The organism is Acidovorax sp. Leaf160 (assembly GCF_001424265.1).
In the GTDB taxonomy this organism is placed as follows: domain Bacteria; phylum Pseudomonadota; class Gammaproteobacteria; order Burkholderiales; family Burkholderiaceae_C; genus Paracidovorax.
In genome coordinates this window covers 114,914-134,472 of record NZ_LMOV01000025.1, presented here as the reverse complement: position 1 = coordinate 134,472, position 19,559 = coordinate 114,914, and the positions used below count along the sequence as shown (strand labels likewise).

Sequence of the window (19,559 nt, the reverse complement as noted above, 5' to 3'; positions counted from 1 at the left end):
CAAAATGACAGCATCTTCGCCCCCGCCTAACGGTAACGACAGCGACCTCCAACTGGTGGAGCGCACCGTGGCCGGCGACCAGCGCGCCTACGAACTGCTCGTCATCAAGTACCAGCGCCGCATCGAGCGCCTCATCGGGCGCATGGTTCGCGACGTCGATCTGGTGCAGGACATCGCCCAGGAGACCTTCATCCGCGCCTACCGGGCGCTGCACCAGTTCCGGGGCGATGCGCAGTTCTACACCTGGCTCTACCGCATCGCCGTCAACACCGCCAAGAAGGCGCTGATGGAAATGAAGCGCAATCCCCTCATCACGGAAAGCGCGCTGCGCGGCGGCGACGAAGATGATGAAACTTCCCGCGTCGGCAGCGAACTAACCAGCGAAGAAACGCCCGAGACCGTTCTGGCCGCGCGCGAAATCGCCGAGGCCGTGAACGCAGCCATGGAAGCCCTGCCGGAAGACCTCCGCCAGGCCGTGACGCTGCGTGAGATCGAAGGGCTGACCTACGACGAGATCGCGGTGGCGATGAACTGCCCGATCGGCACCGTTCGCTCGCGGATCTTCCGGGCGCGCGAGGCGATTTCGGCGCGGGTCAAGCCGCTGCTGGAAAACCAGTCCGGCAAGCGGTGGTAGGCGCCTTCCCGAAGGCCGCAACGGATGGGCAGTGCTAGCAATGCAGGTGACACCATGAATGATGACGATGTAGTGATGCGGGAACGGCTGTCCGCCCTGGCGGACGGTCAGTTGCAGGACGATGAATTTGCGCAGGCCATGGCCTTCGCTGCCACCGATGTCGGGCGCGCCCACTGGCATGCCTACCATGTGGTGGGGGATGTGCTGCGCTCCTCCGAGCTGGCGTCGCCCTACAGCAGCGCGCTGCTCGACCGGGTGCGCGCCCAGATAGCGCAGGAGCCGGCCCCGACCGCGCTCGCCTCGGGCGAACTGGCGCAGGTCGCCGAAGTGGAGACGGCTGCAGCGCGGGTCGCCAACGCGGGCGTCTTCCAGTGGAAGATGGTGGCGGGCTTTGCCTCGCTCGCGGCGGTCGCCGCGATCGGCTGGAACACCTACGCCGGCCTGCAAGGGCCGGCTGCTGGCGCCCAACTGGCTGCGGCCCAGGGCCCCTCCGTGCAGTTGCCGGCGGCCAACGGCATCGCCGTCGCCGACAGCAGCGGCACGGGCAGCCTGAACGGCAAGCAGATCATGATCCGCGACCCTCGCCTGGACGAATTGCTGGCGGCGCACAAGCAGTTCGGCAGCACCACCACGCTGCAGATGCCGGCGGGCTTTCTGCGCAATGCCAATTTCGAGGCGCCGAGCCGTTGAAACCGCCAGGGCGGCCTGCACCTGAGGTGGGGCCGCTGGCATGGGTTCGGCACACCGGCCTGCGGGACGCGCGTCCCCCAGGCCGTTTTCTCGTCCCGCGCGCGCTGCGTGCGCAGGCCCGACTGGTTCGGCAAGCGCGGCAAGCGTGCCAGCAGAGGCTCGATTTCGCGCCGCGCGGAACCAAATGCGGCTTGCCGCTTCCGAGAAGCACGCTATCGTTTTCATAATCGCGCCGCAGAGGACGCAACAGACCAAGATGGAGAAGCCGATGATGTCCAGGATCGATTGGAAAAACCTGCATGCCTGCACGCTGGCCGGGGTGATCGCCCTCGCTGGCGGCCTGCTCGTGCTGCCGCCCCAGACCGCCCATGCACAGGCCGTGGCTGCGGCGCGTGGACTGCCGGACTTCACCGACCTGGTGGACCAGGTCGGGCCCTCCGTGGTGAACATCCGCACGCTGGAGAAGGCCTCCGAGCGGCCCGCGCCCGGCACCATGGATGAGGAGATGCTCGAATTCTTCCGCCGCTTCGGCGTGCCCGTGCCCAACATGCCGCGGCAGCAGGCTCCCCAGCGCCCGCGCCAGCAGGAAGAGCAGCCACGCGGCGTGGGTTCGGGCTTCATCCTCACGTCCGACGGCTATGTGATGACCAACCACCATGTGGTGGAGGGCGCCGACGAGGTCATCGTGACGCTGACGGACAAGCGGGAGTTCAAGGCCAAGATCGTGGGCTCCGACAAGCGCACCGATGTGGCCGTGGTCAAGATCGACGCGACCGGGCTGCCGGCCGTCAAGGTCGGCGATGTGAACCGCCTGCGGGTGGGCGAGTGGGTCATGGCCATCGGTTCGCCGTTCGGCCTGGACAACAGCGTCACCGCCGGCATCGTCAGCGCCAAGCAGCGCGACACGGGGGACTACCTGCCGTTCATCCAGACCGACGTCGCGATCAATCCCGGCAACTCCGGCGGTCCGCTGATCAACATGCGCGGTGAAGTGGTCGGCATCAACAGCCAGATCTATTCGCGGTCTGGCGGCTTCATGGGCATTTCGTTCGCCATCCCGATGGACGAGGCGATCCGGGTGAGCGAGCAGTTGCGCGCCACCGGCCGGGTCAGCCGCGGCCGCATCGGTGTGCAGATCGAGCCCGTCGCCAAGGACGTGGCCGAGTCCATCGGCCTGGGCAAGCCGCAGGGCGCGCTGGTGCGTGGGGTGGAGGCAGGCTCTCCCGCAGATACCGCGGGCGTCGAAGCCGGCGACGTGATCACGCGCTTCGACGGCAAGGCCGTGGAAAAGGTGGCCGATCTGCCGCGTCTGGTCGGCAATACCAAGCCCGGCACGAAGAGCACCATCACGGTGTTCCGCCGCGGCAACACGCGGGACCTGGCCATCACCATTGCCGAGGTCGAGCCCGACGACAAGCCGGTCGCCAAGGCAGCCGAGCGCGATACGGGCAAGGCCAAGCCGTCCGCTGCCGCGCAGCAGGTCGGCCTGTCGGTCGCCGAGTTGACCGACGCGCAGAAGAAGGAGCTGAAGATCAAGGGCGGCGTGCGCGTGGTGGCCGTGGCCGAAGCGGCGGCCCGTGCCGGCCTGCGCGAGAACGACGTGATCCTGGCGATCGCCAATACGGAGATCGGCAGCGTGAAGGAGTTCGATGCGGTGCTGGCCAAGGCGGACAAGACGAAACCCGTGAACGTGCTGTTCCGCCGGGGTGAGTGGGCCCAGTACGCGCTCATCCGGCCTGCACGCTGAACGGCGGCCAGTTCGCTGGCCTGCCGCCCCGGCCTCCCGGGGCGGGGCGCAAGTCCCCAGGGCCGGGTCGGGTTAACCGGCCTTCGGGGCCGAATTTTGGGCCGTTACATTTTTGCGTGCTGCGCCGGGGGCGAGTCGCCACTGACTTCAGCGTTGGCCTATGTATCGTTTTCGGTAGAATGCGGGGCCTTCTTTCCTACCTGGGGTCATAAAATCGTTTGTGACGCCCACGATGTGGGAAGGCCCGTTTTCATGCACAGGCGATCCACAGATCGCCCACATGTTGTTCAGCGAGTTGTTGTGGGTGCTGTGAGTAAGCTGTTGATTAATTCCTCGTTGCACACGGGCAACGCGTGCCTGACGAGATGGGGTGGGCTTTCCCTGAAGTCCTTTTTGCCTACAATGAAGATCCAACTATCGCAGTTGCCAATGATTGTTGGTTCAGGGCGCGTCGCCATTTGACGCGCCCTTTTTTCTTGTGCGCGCCGTTTCAATTCAATCACTTGACGCTTTTCGTTGATGAACCACATCAGAAATTTTTCCATCATTGCGCACATCGACCATGGCAAGTCGACCCTCGCTGACCGCCTGATCCAGCGTTGCGGTGGCCTGGAGGAGCGCCAGATGGAAGCCCAGGTGCTCGACTCGATGGACATCGAGAAAGAGCGTGGGATAACCATCAAGGCCCAGACGGCGGCACTGCAGTACAAGGCCAAGGACGGGCAGGTCTACAACCTGAACCTGATCGATACGCCGGGCCATGTGGACTTCTCGTATGAAGTCTCGCGTTCGCTGTCGGCCTGCGAAGGGGCGCTGCTGGTGGTCGATGCCTCGCAGGGCGTGGAAGCGCAGACGGTGGCCAACTGCTACACCGCGCTGGACCTGGGCGTGGAGGTGGTCCCCGTTCTCAACAAGATGGACCTGCCCAACGCCGACCCGGACAACGCCAAGGCCGAAGTCGAGGACGTGATCGGCATCGATGCGACCGACGCCATTCCGTGTTCCGCCAAGACCGGCATGGGCATCGACGAGATCCTCGAGGCCATCGTGGCCAAGGTGCCTGCGCCGCGGGGCCAGTCCGACGGCCCGCTGCGCGCGATGATCATCGACAGCTGGTTCGACCCGTACGTGGGCGTGGTGATGCTGGTGCGCGTGGTCGACGGCCGGCTGCTCAAGGGCGAGCGCTTCAAGATGATGGCCAGCGGTGCGGTCTACAACGCCGACAACCTGGGGGTGTTCACGCCCGCCAACGAGCCGCGCAACTCGCTCGACGCGGGGCAGGTGGGCTACATCATTGCCGGCATCAAGGAACTGCAGGCCGCCAAGGTGGGCGACACCATCACGCTGGAAAAGAAGCTGCCCAACAACGCCGGGCCTGCGGCCGAAGCGCTGCCGGGCTTCAAGGAGATCCAGCCGCAGGTGTTCGCCGGGCTGTACCCGACCGAGGCGAGCGAATACGACTCCCTGCGCGACGCGCTCGAAAAGCTCAAGCTCAACGACGCCTCGCTGCATTACGAGCCCGAGGTCAGCCAGGCGCTGGGCTTCGGTTTTCGCTGCGGCTTCCTGGGCCTGCTGCACATGGAGATCGTGCAGGAGCGCCTGGAGCGCGAGTTCGACCAGGACCTCATCACCACCGCGCCCAGCGTGGTCTACCAGGTGGTGCGCGCCGATGGCGAAGTCATCATGGTGGAGAACCCCTCCAAGATGCCCGACCAGGGCCGGCTGGAAGAGATCCGCGAGCCCATCGTGACGGTGCATCTCTACATGCCGCAGGACTACGTCGGCCCGGTGATGACGCTGGCCAACCAGAAGCGCGGCGTGCAGATGAATATGGCCTACCACGGCCGCCAGGTCATGCTGACCTATGAGATGCCGCTCGGCGAGATCGTGCTGGACTTCTTCGACAAGCTCAAGTCGGTGTCGCGCGGCTATGCCTCGATGGACTACGAGTTCAAGGAATACCGCGCCTCGGACGTGGTGAAGGTGGACATCCTGCTCAACGGCGAGAAGGTCGATGCGCTGTCGATCATCGTCCACCGCTCCCAGTCGCAGTACCGCGGCCGCGCCGTGGTGGCCAAGATGCGCGAGATCATCAGCCGCCAGATGTACGACGTGGCCATCCAGGCCGCCATCGGCGCCAACATCATCGCGCGCGAAACCATCAAGGCGCTGCGCAAGAACGTGCTGGCCAAATGCTATGGCGGCGACGTGAGCCGCAAGCGCAAGCTGCTGGAAAAGCAGAAGGCCGGCAAGAAGCGCATGAAGCAGATCGGCTCCGTCGAGGTGCCCCAGGAGGCGTTCCTCGCGATCCTGCAAGTGGAGGACTGACCCGATGCAAATCCTCACATCCCTGGTGCTGGCGGCTTTCGTCGGCTACGTGGGCGCCTGGTACCTGGGCGCCATCGAAGGCAACTTCGCGTTGCTGCTGTTCCTTGCCACGGTCGTCACCGGCGCCTATTGGCTGGCCGAGCGGTTCTACTTCCTGCCACGGCGTCGCCGCGCCGCCCAGGCCATCGAGGACGCCGCCGCGCAGCGCCGCACCGAGCTGGACCGCATGGGCATCGCCAAGGTCGACGTCGATGTGGAAGAGGCCAAGGGCCGCATCCTCATGCAGCCCTGGTGGCTCGACTGGACGGCCGGGCTGTTCCCGGTCATCGCCATCGTGTTCCTGCTGCGCTCGTTCCTGTTCGAGCCCTTCAAGATCCCTTCCGGCTCGATGATTCCGACGCTGCGGGTGGGCGACCTGATCCTGGTCAACAAGTTCACCTACGGCATCCGCCTGCCGGTCATCAACAAGAAGATCACCGAAGGCCAGGCGCCCCAGCGCGGCGATGTGATGGTGTTCCGCTACCCACCCCAGCCCAGCATGGACTACATCAAGCGTGTGGTCGGCGTGCCGGGCGACGAAGTGGCCTATCTCAACAAGCGCCTGACGGTGAACGGCACGCCGGTGCCGACCACCGCATTGCCCGACTTCTTCGACGAAGATGCCATGCGGTACTTCAAGCAGTTCGAAGAGCAGGTCGGCGAAAAGCGCCATGGCATCCTGAACAACCCGGACGTGCCGGCCTTCGTGCAGGGCGCGAGCGACTTCAAGTTCCGCAGCAACTGCCGCTACAGCGTCGAAGGCGTGGTGTGCAAGGTGCCGGAGGGCCACTATTTCATGATGGGCGACAACCGCGATAATTCGCTCGATTCGCGCTACTGGGGGTTCGTGCCGGACGCCAACATCGTCGGCAAGGCCTTCTTCGTCTGGATGAACTTCGGCAATCTGCGCCGCATCGGCTCGTTCCAGTGACCGGGCTCCAGTGACCGGGCGGTGCCGACGCCTGGATTCCAGGCGCCGGCCGTGCCGGCAGCGCGAAGCAGGCATTGAGGGCGGTGCGTCCGAGGCGGCAACTGCTGCTGCCCCGCCAGCGCTGCAATGGTCCGTTCAACACAAGAAAGAGGGAAATCTGCCATGGCCACTTCGCACATCCACCGCCGTCCACTCGTTGGCGCTGCCCGCTCGCGCCAGCGCGGGCTGTCCTTCATCGGGCTGATCATTACCGGCGTGGTCATCGTGGCGGCCTTCGCCATCGGTGGGCAGTCGGTGCCAGTCTTCCTGGAGCACCAGGCCATCCGCAAGGCGGCGGAGAAAGCCGCGCGCGAGGGCAATACCGTGGGCGACGTGCGCGCCTCGTTCGACCGCGCCGCCGCCATCGACGACATCTCGTCCATCAAGGGCAGCGACCTGGAAGTGACCAAGCGCAACGACCGGATCGTCGTGTCGTACAGCTATTCCCGCGAGATCCCGCTGGCCGGACCGGCCTACCTGGTGTATCGCTTCCAGGACTCCACCAAGTAATCGACCCCTCCCGAGTGCCATCACCCAGTCTCTCCACGCTGCAGGACCGCCTGCAGCACGTCTTCGCCGACGCCGCCCTGCTGCAGCGCGCCGTCACGCACCGCAGCTTCTCGGCCGATCACAACGAGCGCCTCGAATTCCTGGGTGATTCCGTGCTCAACCTGGCGGTGTCCAGCCTTCTCTATCGGCAACTGGCCGACCAGCCCGAAGGCGACCTCTCCCGGGTGCGCGCCAACCTGGTCAAGCAGGACACCCTGCACGGCCTGGCATTGCGGCTGAAGCTGCCCGAGGTGCTGCGCCTGGGCGAGGGCGAGGCCAAGTCCGGCGGCAAGCTGCGCCCCTCGATCCTCGCCGACGCGCTCGAAGCGCTGATCGGCGCGGTCTACCTGGACGCCGGCTATGCCCGCGCCGAAGCGCTGGTGCACCGGCTCTTCGATGCCGTCGACGTCAATCCGCAGATGCAGGCGGCTGCCAAGGACCCGAAGACCGCGTTGCAGGAGTGGCTGCAGGGCCGCAAAATGAAACTGCCGCTCTATCGCGTGGTGGGCACCGTGGGTGCGGCGCACCGCCAGACCTTCGATGTCGAGTGCGAGATCCCCGACCTGGGCCTGACCGAGCGTGGCATCGGCGGCTCGCGCCGCGCAGGCGAACAGGCGGCCGCCGCGGCGCTGCTCGCCGCCCTACAGAAAGCAAAGAAAGCATGAATTCCGAAGACGCTACCAAAAACGTAGCTGGTGGCGCTCAAGAGACGGGCGCTTCCGGCCAGAATGACCTCGAAGCCATGCTTGCCGCGGCCAAGCCCGGCGCGGGCCCGATCCAGGCGGACGCTGCGGCGGGCAAAGGCCCGGCCGCGGACGCGACCGGCCAGCGCTGCGGGCTGATCGCCATCGTCGGCAAGCCCAATGTGGGCAAGTCCACGCTGATGAACGCGCTGGTGGGGCAGAAGATCTCCATCACCTCGCGCAAGGCCCAGACCACGCGGCACCGCATCACCGGCATCCGCACGCGCGAAGCCACGCAGTTCGTCTTCGTCGATACGCCGGGCTTCCAGACCAAGCACAGCACGGCGCTCAACAAGTCGCTCAACAAGACGGTGATGGGCGCCATCGGCGACGTGGACCTGATCCTCTTCGTGGTCGAGGCGGGCAGCTTCACGCTGGCCGACGCCAAGGTGCTGTCGCTGTTCAAGCCCGGCATTCCCACGCTGCTGATCGCCAACAAGCTGGACGAGGTGCACCGCCGCGCCGAACTGGCCCCCTGGCTCAAGGGCATGCAGGAGCGCCACCCGTTCGCCGAGTTCGTGCCCATGTCGGCCAAGAACAAGGGCGACATCGAGCGGCTCTTCGGCATCTGCGAGAAATATCTGCCCGAGCAGCCCTGGTTCTATGGCGAGGACGAGCTGACCGACCGCAGCGAGCGCTTCCTGGCCAGCGAGACGGTGCGCGAAAAGCTCTTCCGCTTCACGGGCGACGAGCTGCCCTACACATCCACCGTCGTCATCGATAAGATGGACGAGGAGCCCAGCAAGACCCACAAGCGCTTCATCCGCGTGGCGGCCACCATCGTGGTGGAGCGCGACGGCCACAAGGCCATGGTGATCGGCGAGAAGGGCGAGCGCCTGAAGCGCATCAGCACCGAGGCGCGCCAGGAGATGGAGCGCCTGATGGACGCGAAGGTGTTCCTGGAGGTGTGGGTGAAGGTGCGCTCCGGCTGGGCCGACGACGAGGCCCGGGTGCGTTCCTTCGGGTATGAATGACGAACACCCCCCTGAGGCGCTGCGGCCCGGCAAAGCCGGTTCTGCGGCGTCTGCTGGCGTGGCCTGCTCCGCGGCCTCCGGAATCGTGGTGGTGCATTGGCTGCCGGCGGTTGCGTGAACCTGCTGCCGCATTGACGGCTCAATACCCATGAAATCGGCCTTTTCCGCTTGATCCGTCTGCGCAAGCAGCTATTGATTGCATAGCAAACCATGCCCGCGCGACGCATCTCCGAAGAGCCTGCCTATGTGCTGCACCGCTACGACTGGAGCGAGTCCAGCCTGATTCTGGACGTGTTCACGCGCCACCATGGCCGGGTGGCGCTGGTCGCGAAGGGGGCGAAGAAACCCACCTCCAACTTTCGACCCGTGCTGCTGCCGCTGCAGCCGCTGCGCGTGGGCTACACGGCCAGCGGTGGGGAAGGGCAGGGCGAAGTGCACGTGCTCAAGGGCGCGGAGTGGGTCGGCGGCCATGTCATGCCGACGGGCGATGCGCTGATGTCGGGGCTGTATCTGAACGAGCTGCTCATGCGCCTGCTGGCGCGGGAAGACGCCCATCCGCCGCTCTTCGATGCCTATGCCGGCGTGGTGCGCGTGCTGGGCAGCGGCGAACACGGCGATGCGCTGGAACCCGTGCTGCGCAGTTTCGAGCTGCTGTTGCTGCGCGAAATCGGCCTGCTGCCCGCGCTCGATGCCGAAACCATGACGCTGGCGCCGCTGCAGCCCGCCGCCCGCTACGCCCTGGTGCCCGAGGCCGGCCTGCGCCCCGCACAGCCGGCCGACCGCGCCACGCTGCCCGGTGCCCAGTGGCTGGCCCTGCACCACGCGCTGGAGTCCGGTGGCCCGGGAAGCTACACCACCACGCTGCGCGCCATCGCCTCGTCGGTGGATGCGCCGATGACGTCCGACCTCAAGCCCCAGCTGCGCACGCTGCTGCAATACCATTGCGGCAGCCCGCTGCTGCGCACGCGCCAGCTCATGATCGATCTGCAACTGCTATGAACCCGACCTCCCTGCCAGCCTCTTCACCGCATCACGCGTCGCGTACAGCGCTGTCGGTCAACGTCAACAAGGTGGCGCTGGTGCGCAACACGCGGCACCTGGGCATTCCCAGCGTCACCCGCGCGGCGCAGCTGTGCCTGGAGGCGGGCGCGCAGGGCATCACCGTGCATCCACGGCCCGATGAGCGCCACATCCGCGCCGCCGACGTGCACGAACTGGCCGCGCTGATACAGCAGTGGCCGGGCCGCGAATTCAACATCGAGGGCAACCCGTCGCAGAACCTGATGGAGTTCATCCGCACGGTGCGCCCGCACCAGGCCACCTTCGTGCCCGACAGCGAAGACCAGTTCACCAGCGACCACGGCTGGAGCTTTCCGCAGGATGCCGAGCGCCTGGCCCCGCTGGTCGCCGAATGCCGCGCCCTGGGCGTGCGCGTGAGCCTGTTCATGGACCCCGCGCCCGAGCAGATGGCTGCCGCCCGCGCCGTGGGTGCCGACCGGGTGGAGCTCTACACCGAACCCTACGCCGCCGCCTGGGGCACGCCCGCGCTGGCCGCCCAGCTGGCGCGCTACACCGCAGCGGCCGAGGCCGCGCTGGCCGCGGGCCTGGGCGTGAACGCCGGCCACGACCTGAACCGCGACAACCTGCCCGCGTTCGTGCAGGGCGTGCCCGGGTTGCTGGAGGTTTCCATCGGCCATGCGCTGATCGCCGACGCGCTGGAGCTGGGGTATGCCGCCACCGTCCAGGCCTACCAGCGCTGCATCGACGAAGGCATGGCGGCCCGCTGAACGCTGCGCGGCGTGGTTGTGGTTTGCTATTAATTTAATAGCTGCAAGCCCTTTGATTACGAGCGCTAGAGGCCGATTAGGCACTGAAAATCCATGATCTACGGCATTGGCACCGACATCTGTGACGTACGCCGCATCCGCGCCAGCCTGGACCGCCACGGCGACCGCTTCGCCGAGAAGGTGTTGTCCGAAGCCGAGCTGGCCGTCTGGCGCCGGCGCAGCGCGCGCTGGCCCGAGCGCGGCCTGCGCTACCTGGCGACCCGCTTTTCCGCCAAGGAAGCCTTCAGCAAGGCCATCGGCCTCGGCATGCGCATGCCGATGACCTGGCGCCACTGCGAGATCGCCAACCGGCCCAGCGGCCAGCCGCACATCGTGCTGCACGGCGCGCTCAAGGACTGGTTCGAGGCGCGCGGCCTGCAGTGCCACATCACCGTCACCGATGAAACCGACTATGCCGCCAGCTTCTGCGTGGTGGAGACAGCTGGCGGCAGCGACGGCGGCGGCGCCGGCCACTCCCATCCCCCGGCTTCCGACCCGCCGGTTTGAGCGAAATACCCACCCGGCGCCCGTGCCACCGGCACAGTCCGCTATTGAAAATGTAGCAATCATGACCATCGAGCATGCTCCCCTGATCCTCGACGTGGCCGGCACCACCCTCGACGCCGACGACCGCCGCCGCCTCGCCCATCCGCTGGCGGGGGGCGTCATCCTCTTCGCGCGCAACTGGGAAAGCCGGGCGCAGCTGCTGGAACTCACCGCTGCCATCAAGGCCGTGCGCAGCGACCTGCTGATCTGCGTGGACCACGAGGGCGGGCGCGTGCAGCGCTTCCGCACCGACGGCTTCACCCACCTGCCGCCCATGCGCGCGTTCGGCCAGATGTGGGACGACGACGGCCAGGGCGCCAAGGCCCGGCCCGGCGAGGGCGCCCTGCGTGCGACCAACGCCGCCACGGCCGCCGGCTATGTGCTGGGCAGTGAGCTGCGCGCCTGCGGCGTCGATTTCAGCTTCGCCCCCGTGCTGGACCTGGACCACGGCGAGAGCGGCGTCATCGGCGACCGCAGCTTCCACCGCGACCCCCGGGTCGTCGCCTTGCTGGCCAAGAGCCTGATGCACGGCCTGCTGCAGGCGGGCATGGCGCACTGCGGCAAGCACTTTCCGGGGCATGGCTTCGTGAAGGCCGATTCGCACACCGACGTGCCGGTGGACCGGCGCAGCCTGAAGGCGCTGCTGGCCGACGACGCGGCGCCATACCCCTGGCTGGCCAGCACGCTCACCGCCGTCATGCCGGCCCATGTGATCTATCCCCGGGTCGACACGCTGCCGGCGGGTTTCTCCCGGCGCTGGCTGCAGGACATCCTGCGCAGCCAGCTGCGCTTCGACGGCGCCATCTTCAGCGACGACCTGAGCATGGAAGGCGCCCGCCGCATCGAAGGCCAGCCGGTCGGCTACACCGAGGCCACCCTGGCCGCGCTCGACGCCGGTTGCGACCTGGTGCTGCTGTGCAACCAGAGCCTGAACGGCAGCCGCGTGCTGGACGAGGTGCTGGACGGCCTGGAAGCCGCTGCGGTGGACGGCTGCTGGCAGCCCAGTGCCGACAGCGAAGCCCGCCGCCTCGCCCTGTTGCCCGAGACCCTGCCCCAGCCGTGGGATGAACTCATGCTGCAGCCGGCGTACATGGCGGCGCTGGAATGCCTGCCATGAGCAACGGGGGCATGGCCACGCTCGCGTGATCGAGCGGGCGGCGCCCCGCTGCGTTTCACGCGGGTGCATGCCGGTCCTGCTGCGTATCGGCTCCGTTGCGCGGTGGTAACCGACGGTCACCCCCGTGCGCGATTGCAATCGTATTTCCCGGCCCGTATCCGCGTAGTCACAGGGCCCGCTCAGAGGAGAGGGGCGGAAAACTGCCGGCCCGGCTGTACGGATCGACCCCGCAAAGCCCGGCAGGCCGGCCGGAACGCCGGTCAACGCCGGCCCGGCCGTGCCGCGTTGCAGGCTTGGGCAGCCACACCGTGGTGGCCTTCGAAAGCCTCCGCATGCGCGACCCCGTATCCGCCGAATCCCCGCTGGGCACTCTCAGCCCTCCTGCGCACCTGCTGCGGCACAGAGCCCTCGTGCTGGCCCTTGTGGCCGGCAGCCTGCTGAGCGCCTGCCAGCGGCCCGGGCCCGACACCCCCACGGCGGCAGTCGCGCCAGCGGCCCCGGCCTCCCAGGCCAACACGTCCCTGCCAGCCGCCACACCTGCAGCCACGCCTGCCGCCACGCCCGTGGCCTACATCCCGCCGCCTGCCGACAGCCTCTACCAGATGGTGGCGCCGATCGCCCTCTACCCGGACCGGCTGGTGGCCCAGGTGCTGGCCGCATCCACCTACCCGGACCAGATCACGGCAGCCGAAGGCTGGCTGGGGCGCAACCCTGGGCTGCGGGGCGACGCCCTTGCCAGGGCGGCCGATGCACAGCCCTGGGACCCGAGCGTGAAGGCGCTGACGGCCTTTCCCAACGTGCTGGAGCAGCTGGCGGCGAACCTGCCATGGACGACGGCCCTGGGGCAGGCGTATTTCCACGACGCGCCCGACGTGATGAATGCCATCCAGGTGATGCGGGGGCGGGCCAGCCAGGCGGGCACGCTGCGCACCTCGCCCCGGCTGCGGGTGGTCACCGCCACCGCGCCGCTGGCGCAACCGGCGCCGGCACCCGCAAGCGTTGCGCCGGCCGTGCCTTTGTATGCCGGGCCGCCCCGCGTCGCGCCGCCGCCCACGGTGATCGCCATCGAGCCCGCCGAGCCGGCCACCGTCTATGTGCCGCACTACGACCCCCAGCAGGTCTACGGCACGCCGGTGGCCGTCTATCCCGGCTACCGCTGGGTGGCACCGCCGCCGGTGGTGGTGTCGGCGCAGCCGCAGCCGTCGCCCTGGCTGGTGTTCGGCTCCGGCGTGGTGGTGGGCGCCGTCGCCACCTGGGGCTGGAATGCCTGGAACGTGCACTGGGGGCCGCCCCGGCCAGCCGCGTGGGTGAACAGTCCGCCGCCTCCTCCCGCCGTGCAGCCGGTGGTGGTGTACCGGGGGGCGACCTACCTATCGCGCTCCCGCACGGTGATCGAGAACGTTCACAACGACGTGACCGTGAACAACACGACCATCAACAACCACTACGGCAACAACAGCAGCAGCAATAACGGCAGCTATCACGCGGCGGTGGCTGCGGCACCCGGCGCGGCCGGCCCGCTGCCGGCGCTGCGACCTGCCACCGCGCTCGCCGCGCCGGCCGTGGCGCAGGCGCTGTCGGCCTTGGCGCCTGAGCGGGGTGCGCAGCAGCCCGTGGCGCCTACGCCGCCGCGCGCGCTGCCGCTCGCCACTGCCTTGTCGCCGATCCAGCACGGCCCGGTCGAGTCGCATGGCGCACCGCCCCGGCCGGAGCGGGCCGCATGGGCGCAATCGCAACCACAGCCACAGTCGCAGTCACAGTCGCAGATGGCGCCAGCGCAAGGTTTTGTGGGGCCTGCCGGAAGCCGAGCGGGCGGGCACGAGGTGCCACCGGTCGCCGTGGCTTCCGGGGCGAGCCGCGCGGCAGCGATGGCTGCACCGGGGCCGTGGCAGGCGGCCGGCGTGGGGCATGAGCGCGACATGGCGGGAGAGCGGCGGCCCGGCGTGGCATCGCCCGCTCCAGCGCAACCGCTGCGCCAGGCCCTGGCCGGGACATCGGGCCGCGAAGTGCAGGCCCGCCCGGGCGCAGGAGCGCCGGAGCTGGTGCAACAAGCGCCTGGCCCGCAGCCCCGCGAGCCGTCTCCGCCACCGCGCGCTGACACGTGGCATGAAGCCGCTGCAGGGCGCAGCGGCGCCGGGCACGCCAGCGATCTTGCGCGGGCCGAGGCGGCTCGGCAGCAGGACCTCACCCGCCAGGGGGAAGAGGCCTTCCGCCAGCGAGCGGCCGAAGCTCATCGCCCGGACGGACATGGTCCAGCGCAGGCACAGGCGGCGCACACCGCGCCGCCGCAGCCCGCGCCGCGCGCGCGGGAAGTGCAGGCGTCTCAGCCGCCGGTCCAGCCCCACCGGCCGCAGGAGCACCCGCAGCCGCCGCCCCATGCGCCAGCGCACTCGCCCCTGGCGGAGCACCGGTCACCGCAGGGCGAGCACCACCGCCCGCACGGCGGCTGAGCCAGGCCCGGGGCGAGGCAGAGCGGTGTGGAGCTGAGTTGAGTTGAGTTAAGTTGAGTTGAGTTGAGTTGAGTGGGCCGGCGCGGCGCGGGGTGGGCACATCCGGCCACGCTGGCAGGCGGATCCGGACGCTGAGTGCCGGCCCGCGCGGGCGTGGGCTGGCGGGTGGCGCCTCAGGGGAGGCGGTGTTCCCCGGCCGGCCGGACTTCGGCGGGCTCGGTGCGGTGGTCCGGGTCTTGCGCCACTGGCAGTGCCGGACCGGCCGGCGTGTGGGGCGCGGGCGGCGGGCCGCCCTTCCAGCGCCGCAGCACGCGCTGGAACATCAGCGCGTTGGGAATCTGCAGCAGCGCCGGGTGTTCGGATTCGCTGCCGAAGTCTTCCAGCGTGGTGTAGAGCAGGTTGATGTCCACCACCCGGCCCTTGGCGCCGGGCTTTTCGGCGGTGTCCAGCACCTCGATGTAGTCGCCCAGGCGGAACGGCCCCACGGTGAAGATCAGCAGCGCGCAAAAGAGGTTGGACAGCACGCTCCAGGCGGCGAAGAAGGCGACGGCGCCCACCGCCGCGAAGCCGGTGAAGGCCGTCCACAGCACGGTGGCCGACACGCCCAGCCGCTCCAGCACCAGCAGGATGGCGCTGCCCATGATCAGCCAGCGCAGCACCCCGTTGATCGGCACCATCATCTCCAGCGGCCAATGGTAGTGCGCACCGGCCCGCGAGAGGAGGCGGCGCAGCGCGCGCTGCAGCAGCATGGCCACCAGCACGATGGCGATGATCTGCAGTCCGGGCAGGATGATGTCCAGCCAGTCCCGCACCCAGAAGGGCAGGGAATCCTGCAGGCGCGCGTGCAGGGCCGATGCCGTCAAAGCCCGACCCCGCCCGGCCGCTGCTCGACGGTGTCCATCTGCATCTCGAAGCTGAAGAAGCGGTTGCGGCCCTGTTCCTTGGCCGCGTAGAGCGCCTGGTCGGCGCGCATCACCATCGCCTCGGCGCTGGTGCTTTCATCGGGCAGGCAGGTGGTGATGCCGCCCGACAGCGTGAGTACCGCGCCCAGCGGTGAATCCGGATGGGGCAGGGCCCGGCTCTGCAGCAGGCGCCCCAGTGCCCGGGCGAAGGTCATGGCGCCCGAGCGCGGCGTGTTGGGCAGGATCAGCGCGAATTCCTCGCCGCCGTAGCGCGCCGCCACGTCGCGCGGACGCACGCACACCTCGCGCAGCAGGCGGCCCACTTCCTTCAGGCAGTGGTCGCCCTGCACATGGCCGGCGCTGTCGTTCAGGCGCTTGAAATGGTCCAGGTCGCACAGCATCAGCGTGAGCGGCGTGCCTTCGCGTCGCGCGGCGATGATCTCGTTGTGCAGCACCCGGTCGAAGCCCCGGCGGTTGACCAGGCCCGTCAGCGCGTCCAGTTCCACCATCGCATTGAGCTGCTGGTTGGCGACGTGCAGTTCCTCGGTCAGTGCGACGAGGCGGCGGCGCATGTCCAGCAGCCGGCGCATGGCCCGCAGCTTGGCGACGAGCACCACGGGCTTGACCGGCTTGACGATGTAGTCGTCGCCGCCCGACTCGATGCCGCGCCAGACGTCCACCTCGTTGTCCAGGCCGGAGAGAAAGATGATCGGCGTCCAGCCGCCGGGCTCGGCTTCGCGCATCTGCTGCGCGACCCAGTAGCCGTCATGCCCTGGCAGGAGCACGTCCAGCAGCACCAGGTCGGGCCGGTGCCGGGTGAACTGCTTGAGCGCCTGGTCGGCGGAGTCGGCCTGGTGCACCACGTGCACCTTGGCGCGGCGCAGCTCGGCCACCAGCGCCGCCCGCATCGAGGGCTGGTCCTCCACCACCAGCACCGAGAACGCGTGGGCGTCGTCCGCTGGCCCCCCGGGGGCGGCCGAAGCGGGTGGCGTGGGGCCGGTCACCGATGGCATCCGATCAGTGCTCGCGGCGCAGCGCCGGGAAGAGGATCACGTCGCGGATGCTGGCGCTGTCGGTCAGCAGCATCATCAAGCGGTCGATGCCGATGCCGCAGCCGCCGGCGGGCGGCATGCCGTATTCCAGCGCCCGCACGAAGTCGTGGTCGAAGTACATCGCCTCGTCGTCACCGGAGTCCTTGGCCGACACCTGCGCGTTGAAGCGGGCGGCCTGGTCCTCGGCGTCGTTCAGCTCGGAGAAGCCGTTGCCGAATTCGCGGCCGGTGATGTAGAGCTCGAAGCGTTCCGTCACCTCGGGGCGCAGGTCGTTGGCGCGCGCCAGCGGGCTGATCTCGGTCGGGTGCTCCATGATGAAGGTCGGCTCCCAGAGCTTGTCTTCCACCAGTTCCTCGAAATAGAGCACCTGCAGGCCGGCCAGCGTGCGGGTGGAGAGGCGGTTCTTCTCCTCCGACAAGCCCAGCTTCTTGAGCGCGCTGGTCAGCCAGGCCGCATCGTCCACATGCGCGCCGGCTTCGGTGTGCTGGAAGATGGCTTCGCGGATGGTCAGGCGCTTGAAGGGCTGGGTCAGGTCGACCGCGCGGCCGCCGTAGCTGAGCTCCAGCGTGCCCACGGCCTTCATGGCGGCGTCGCGCACCAGCTGCTCGGTGAAGTCCATCAGGTCGCGGTAGTTCCAGTAGGCCGCGTAGAACTCCATCATCGTGAACTCGGGGTTGTGGCGCACCGACACCCCTTCGTTGCGGAAGTTGCGGTTGATCTCGAACACCCGCTCGAAGCCGCCCACCAGCAGGCGCTTGAGGTAGAGCTCCGGCGCGATGCGCAGGTACATCTCCTGGTCCAGCGCGTTGTGGTGCGTGACGAAGGGCCGCGCGTTGGCGCCGCCGGGAATGGGGTGCAGCATGGGCGTCTCGACTTCCAGGAAGCCGTGCTCGACCATGAATTCGCGAATGCCCGAGACGGCCTTGCTGCGTGCGATGAAGCGGCGGCGGGCCTGGTCGTCGGTCATCAGGTCGACGTAGCGCTGGCGCACCTTCTGCTCCAGGTCGGCCATGCCGTGGAACTTGTCGGGCATGGGGCGCAGGCTCTTGGTGAGCAGGCGCAGCGTGGTCACCTTGACCGACAGCTCGCCGGTCTTGGTCTTCATCAGCGTGCCTTCGGCCCCCAGGATGTCGCCCAGGTCCCAGTGCTTGAAGGCGGCGTAGAGCTCTTCGCCCAGCGCGTCGCGGGTGACGTAGATCTGGAGGCGCCCGCCGGTGGTGCCGAGCGAGCCGTCCTGCAGGCTGGCGAAGCTGGCCTTGCCCATCACACGCTTGAGCATCATGCGGCCGGCCACGCTCACGGTGACCGGGTTCGCTTCCAGCGACTCGGCGGTGGCGTCGGCGTACTGCGCCTGCAGGTCGGCCGCGCGGTGGGCCGGCTGGAAGTCGTTGGGGAAGGCCACGCCCTTGCCCTGGGCCTGGGCGTCGCGCAGGGCCTTGAGTTTCTCGCGGCGCTCCGCGATGAGCTGGTTGTCGTCTGGGGCGGCGGTGGGCGTGGAATGTTCGGACATGGGCAACGAAGGTGCGCCGCGCACCGGGGCGGTACGGAGCGGAAGGCCAAAACCCATGATTCTAAGTTTCCTGCGGCACGCAGGCATCCAGTCGCCGGGGTATCGGGCCGTGGGGGCGGCCGGAAGGGTGCTTTCAGGAGGCGATGCCGGTGCGCTCCAGCACGTCGCCCACCAGTTCCAGCCGCAGCAGGGGGTTGTCCAGCGCCATCAGCTGCTGCTTGAGTTCGGGCGGCACGGGCAGCAGCTCGCACCAGCGGTTGGCCACCCAGCCGCAGTCGGCCAGCTGATCGGGTTGGGGCGTGGGCATGGCGAAGTCGGGGTCGCGCAGGCGCAGTTGCGTGACCACCTGGGCCAGCGCGGTCGCGGTGCGTTCCAGATCGGGCGGCACGGCGACGGGCTGGTCGGGCACGCATTGCTCCACGTCGGCCACCCACAGCCCGTGCGGCAGCTGGCTGCGCTGCAGGATGCGAAAGCGCTCGGTGCCCCGGCACTGCAGGTGGATCAGGCCGGCCTGCGGGGATTCGAGCTGCTCGATCACCGCGAGCGTGCCCACGTCGTGGAAGCGTTCCTCGGGCGCGCCCGCGCGCCGCACCTCCTCGCCGCTGCGCAGCGCCACCACGCCGAAAGGCGCTCCGGCCTGCTGGCACTTGCGCACCATGTCGAGGTAGCGCACCTCGAACACGCGCAGCGACAGCGCACCGCCGGGAAACAGCACGGTGCCGAGCGGGAACAGCGGCAGCGAAGACAGCGCGAGGGGATGGGACATGGCAGCAGGGCTCCGTGGGGGCAGGCCGCTATCATCCTACGGCCGCCGCGGGCAGTCCGTCGGCCTTTTGCCCGAAGGGGGCGCCCGCACGCTGCCCGCCCATTCTGCCTTCGCCCGTCTTCCGGGCCCCATCCATGCTCTACCAGATCTTTTCCCTGTTACTCGACGTTGTGGGCGGGCTGCTCACCGGGGCCTGCCTGCTGCGCCTCTACATGCAGCGCCAGCGCGTGCCCTTCACCAACCCGGTCGGCCGGCTGGTGTTCGCCCTCAGCGACTGGCTGGTGATTCCGCTGCGCCGGGTGATCCCCTCCGTAGGCGGCTGGGACGTGGCCTGCCTGGTGGGCGCCTTCCTGGTGCAGCTGGTGCAGTACCTGCTGCTCTGGGCGGTGATCGGCCTGGGTGTGGGCGCCAGCTGGGCGTGGGTGCCATGGTTCGCGCTGTTCGGCATGGCGCGGGTGGCGGTGTCCGGCCTGATGGGACTGTTGATCGTCTACGCCGTGCTGTCCTGGGTGCAGACGCAGTCGCCGCTGAGCGACGTCATCGCCCGCCTTTGCGAGCCGCTGCTGCGGCCCCTGCGCCGCGTCGTGCCGCTGCTGGGTGGCGTGGACCTGTCGCCGCTGGTGGCGCTGGTGCTGCTGCAGGTGGTGATGATCGTGCTGGGCCATCTGCAGATGGCGGTGCTGCTCTGAGCCGGGCCGACCTGGCCTGGCCTGGCC

The 19,559-nt window shown here is 68.5% G+C and carries 19 protein-coding genes; 14 read left to right on the top strand and 5 right to left on the bottom strand.

The window, feature by feature from the left end:
• Window positions 1-4 precede the first annotated feature (4 nt).
• The 3 genes from rpoE (at window position 5) to ASF94_RS15815 (ending at window position 3,071) form a co-directional block, all read left to right on the top strand.
• On the top strand, window positions 5-634 hold the full coding sequence (rpoE, locus tag ASF94_RS15825; RefSeq protein ID WP_056668478.1) for an RNA polymerase sigma factor RpoE: 630 nt from the start codon (window positions 5-7) through the stop codon (window positions 632-634).
• A gap of 54 nt (window positions 635-688) precedes the next feature.
• Window positions 689-1,324, top strand: a complete 636-nt coding sequence (locus ASF94_RS15820) for a sigma-E factor negative regulatory protein (protein ID WP_056668831.1) — start codon at window positions 689-691, stop codon at window positions 1,322-1,324.
• 268 nt (window positions 1,325-1,592) lie between these two features.
• Window positions 1,593-3,071, top strand: a complete 1,479-nt coding sequence (locus tag ASF94_RS15815) for a Do family serine endopeptidase (protein ID WP_056668829.1) — start codon at window positions 1,593-1,595, stop codon at window positions 3,069-3,071.
• Between the two features lie 287 nt (window positions 3,072-3,358).
• On the opposite strand, the gene ASF94_RS21380 is transcribed toward ASF94_RS15815, so the two are convergent.
• Window positions 3,359-3,601 carry a hypothetical protein gene (locus tag ASF94_RS21380; protein ID WP_156382561.1) on the bottom strand — a complete coding sequence of 81 codons (243 nt, stop codon included), beginning with the start codon at window positions 3,599-3,601 and terminating at the stop codon, window positions 3,359-3,361.
• On the opposite strand from ASF94_RS21380, the gene lepA reads away from it, so the two are divergent.
• The 10 genes from lepA to ASF94_RS21825 all read left to right on the top strand — a co-directional run bounded on the left by lepA (window position 3,591) and on the right by ASF94_RS21825 (window position 14,613).
• Window positions 3,591-5,399, top strand: coding sequence for a translation elongation factor 4 (lepA, locus tag ASF94_RS15810; RefSeq protein WP_056668475.1), 1,809 nt, complete (start codon window positions 3,591-3,593; stop codon window positions 5,397-5,399). The genes ASF94_RS21380 and lepA overlap by 11 nt on opposite strands.
• Window positions 5,400-5,403: 4 nt before the next feature.
• Entirely contained in the window at window positions 5,404-6,369 is a 966-nt protein-coding gene (lepB, locus tag ASF94_RS15805) for a signal peptidase I (RefSeq protein ID WP_056668473.1), read from the top strand.
• Between the two features lie 162 nt (window positions 6,370-6,531).
• The gene (locus tag ASF94_RS15800; protein ID WP_056668470.1) at window positions 6,532-6,918 is read left to right on the top strand and encodes a DUF4845 domain-containing protein; all 387 of its coding nucleotides are present in this window, start codon (window positions 6,532-6,534) and stop codon (window positions 6,916-6,918) included.
• Window positions 6,919-6,932: 14 nt separating this feature from the next.
• Window positions 6,933-7,622, top strand: a complete 690-nt coding sequence (rnc, locus tag ASF94_RS15795) for a ribonuclease III (RefSeq protein ID WP_056668465.1) — start codon at window positions 6,933-6,935, stop codon at window positions 7,620-7,622.
• Between the two features lie 77 nt (window positions 7,623-7,699).
• Window positions 7,700-8,674 carry a GTPase Era gene (gene era / locus ASF94_RS15790; RefSeq protein ID WP_235505395.1) on the top strand — a complete coding sequence of 325 codons (975 nt, stop codon included), beginning with the start codon at window positions 7,700-7,702 and terminating at the stop codon, window positions 8,672-8,674.
• 210 nt (window positions 8,675-8,884) lie between these two features.
• Window positions 8,885-9,673, top strand: coding sequence for a DNA repair protein RecO (gene recO / locus ASF94_RS15785; RefSeq protein WP_056668460.1), 789 nt, complete (start codon window positions 8,885-8,887; stop codon window positions 9,671-9,673).
• On the top strand, window positions 9,670-10,461 hold the full coding sequence (locus ASF94_RS15780; RefSeq protein ID WP_056668457.1) for a pyridoxine 5'-phosphate synthase: 792 nt from the start codon (window positions 9,670-9,672) through the stop codon (window positions 10,459-10,461). Before recO ends, ASF94_RS15780 begins: the two co-directional genes overlap by 4 nt.
• A 93-nt stretch (window positions 10,462-10,554) precedes the next feature.
• Complete coding sequence (gene acpS, locus ASF94_RS15775; protein ID WP_056668455.1) at window positions 10,555-11,007, top strand: holo-ACP synthase; 453 nt, start codon at window positions 10,555-10,557, stop codon at window positions 11,005-11,007.
• A gap of 61 nt (window positions 11,008-11,068) precedes the next feature.
• Window positions 11,069-12,163 carry a beta-N-acetylhexosaminidase gene (gene nagZ / locus ASF94_RS15770; protein WP_056668451.1) on the top strand — a complete coding sequence of 365 codons (1,095 nt, stop codon included), beginning with the start codon at window positions 11,069-11,071 and terminating at the stop codon, window positions 12,161-12,163.
• 332 nt (window positions 12,164-12,495) lie between these two features.
• Entirely contained in the window at window positions 12,496-14,613 is a 2,118-nt protein-coding gene (locus ASF94_RS21825) for a DUF3300 domain-containing protein (RefSeq protein WP_235505394.1), read from the top strand.
• A 173-nt stretch (window positions 14,614-14,786) separates the two neighbouring features.
• On the opposite strand, the gene ASF94_RS15760 is transcribed toward ASF94_RS21825, so the two are convergent.
• From ASF94_RS15760 to ASF94_RS15745, 4 genes are all read right to left on the bottom strand, one after another.
• The gene (locus ASF94_RS15760) at window positions 14,787-15,476 is read right to left on the bottom strand and encodes a mechanosensitive ion channel family protein (RefSeq protein WP_056668446.1); all 690 of its coding nucleotides are present in this window, start codon (window positions 15,474-15,476) and stop codon (window positions 14,787-14,789) included.
• Window positions 15,473-16,528: a diguanylate cyclase domain-containing protein gene (locus ASF94_RS15755; RefSeq protein ID WP_056668443.1), complete on the bottom strand. Its 1,056-nt coding sequence runs from the start codon at window positions 16,526-16,528 to the stop codon at window positions 15,473-15,475. The genes ASF94_RS15760 and ASF94_RS15755 overlap by 4 nt, the downstream gene beginning before the upstream one ends.
• Window positions 16,529-16,532: 4 nt before the next feature.
• The gene (lysS, locus tag ASF94_RS15750; protein WP_056668440.1) at window positions 16,533-18,077 is read right to left on the bottom strand and encodes a lysine--tRNA ligase; all 1,545 of its coding nucleotides are present in this window, start codon (window positions 18,075-18,077) and stop codon (window positions 16,533-16,535) included.
• 133 nt (window positions 18,078-18,210) lie between these two features.
• Window positions 18,211-18,843 (bottom strand): LON peptidase substrate-binding domain-containing protein, encoded by a 633-nt coding sequence (locus tag ASF94_RS15745; RefSeq protein WP_056668437.1) that lies wholly within the window; start codon window positions 18,841-18,843, stop codon window positions 18,211-18,213.
• Between the two features lie 134 nt (window positions 18,844-18,977).
• Between ASF94_RS15745 and ASF94_RS15740 the strand changes: the two genes are divergently transcribed.
• Window positions 18,978-19,532 carry a YggT family protein gene (locus ASF94_RS15740; RefSeq protein WP_056668434.1) on the top strand — a complete coding sequence of 185 codons (555 nt, stop codon included), beginning with the start codon at window positions 18,978-18,980 and terminating at the stop codon, window positions 19,530-19,532.
• Window positions 19,533-19,559: the final 27 nt, after the last annotated feature.

Excerpts from the sequence above, each read along its gene's own strand:
- rpoE (WP_056668478.1), top strand. The coding sequence starts at position 5 with ATGACAGCATCTTCGCCCCCGCCTAACGGTAACGACAGCGACCTCCAA.
- ASF94_RS15820 (WP_056668831.1), top strand. The coding sequence starts at position 689 with ATGAATGATGACGATGTAGTGATGCGGGAACGGCTGTCCGCCCTGGCG.
- ASF94_RS15815 (WP_056668829.1), top strand. The coding sequence starts at position 1,593 with ATGATGTCCAGGATCGATTGGAAAAACCTGCATGCCTGCACGCTGGCC.
- lepA (WP_056668475.1), top strand. The coding sequence starts at position 3,591 with ATGAACCACATCAGAAATTTTTCCATCATTGCGCACATCGACCATGGC.
- ASF94_RS21380 (WP_156382561.1), bottom strand. The coding sequence starts at position 3,601 with ATGTGGTTCATCAACGAAAAGCGTCAAGTGATTGAATTGAAACGGCGC.
- lepB (WP_056668473.1), top strand. The coding sequence starts at position 5,404 with ATGCAAATCCTCACATCCCTGGTGCTGGCGGCTTTCGTCGGCTACGTG.
- ASF94_RS15800 (WP_056668470.1), top strand. The coding sequence starts at position 6,532 with ATGGCCACTTCGCACATCCACCGCCGTCCACTCGTTGGCGCTGCCCGC.
- era (WP_235505395.1), top strand. The coding sequence starts at position 7,700 with ATGCTTGCCGCGGCCAAGCCCGGCGCGGGCCCGATCCAGGCGGACGCT.
- recO (WP_056668460.1), top strand. The coding sequence starts at position 8,885 with ATGCCCGCGCGACGCATCTCCGAAGAGCCTGCCTATGTGCTGCACCGC.
- ASF94_RS15780 (WP_056668457.1), top strand. The coding sequence starts at position 9,670 with ATGAACCCGACCTCCCTGCCAGCCTCTTCACCGCATCACGCGTCGCGT.
- acpS (WP_056668455.1), top strand. The coding sequence starts at position 10,555 with ATGATCTACGGCATTGGCACCGACATCTGTGACGTACGCCGCATCCGC.
- nagZ (WP_056668451.1), top strand. The coding sequence starts at position 11,069 with ATGACCATCGAGCATGCTCCCCTGATCCTCGACGTGGCCGGCACCACC.
- ASF94_RS21825 (WP_235505394.1), top strand. The coding sequence starts at position 12,496 with ATGCGCGACCCCGTATCCGCCGAATCCCCGCTGGGCACTCTCAGCCCT.
- ASF94_RS15755 (WP_056668443.1), bottom strand. The coding sequence starts at position 16,528 with ATGCCATCGGTGACCGGCCCCACGCCACCCGCTTCGGCCGCCCCCGGG.
- lysS (WP_056668440.1), bottom strand. The coding sequence starts at position 18,077 with ATGTCCGAACATTCCACGCCCACCGCCGCCCCAGACGACAACCAGCTC.
- ASF94_RS15745 (WP_056668437.1), bottom strand. The coding sequence starts at position 18,843 with ATGTCCCATCCCCTCGCGCTGTCTTCGCTGCCGCTGTTCCCGCTCGGC.
- ASF94_RS15740 (WP_056668434.1), top strand. The coding sequence starts at position 18,978 with ATGCTCTACCAGATCTTTTCCCTGTTACTCGACGTTGTGGGCGGGCTG.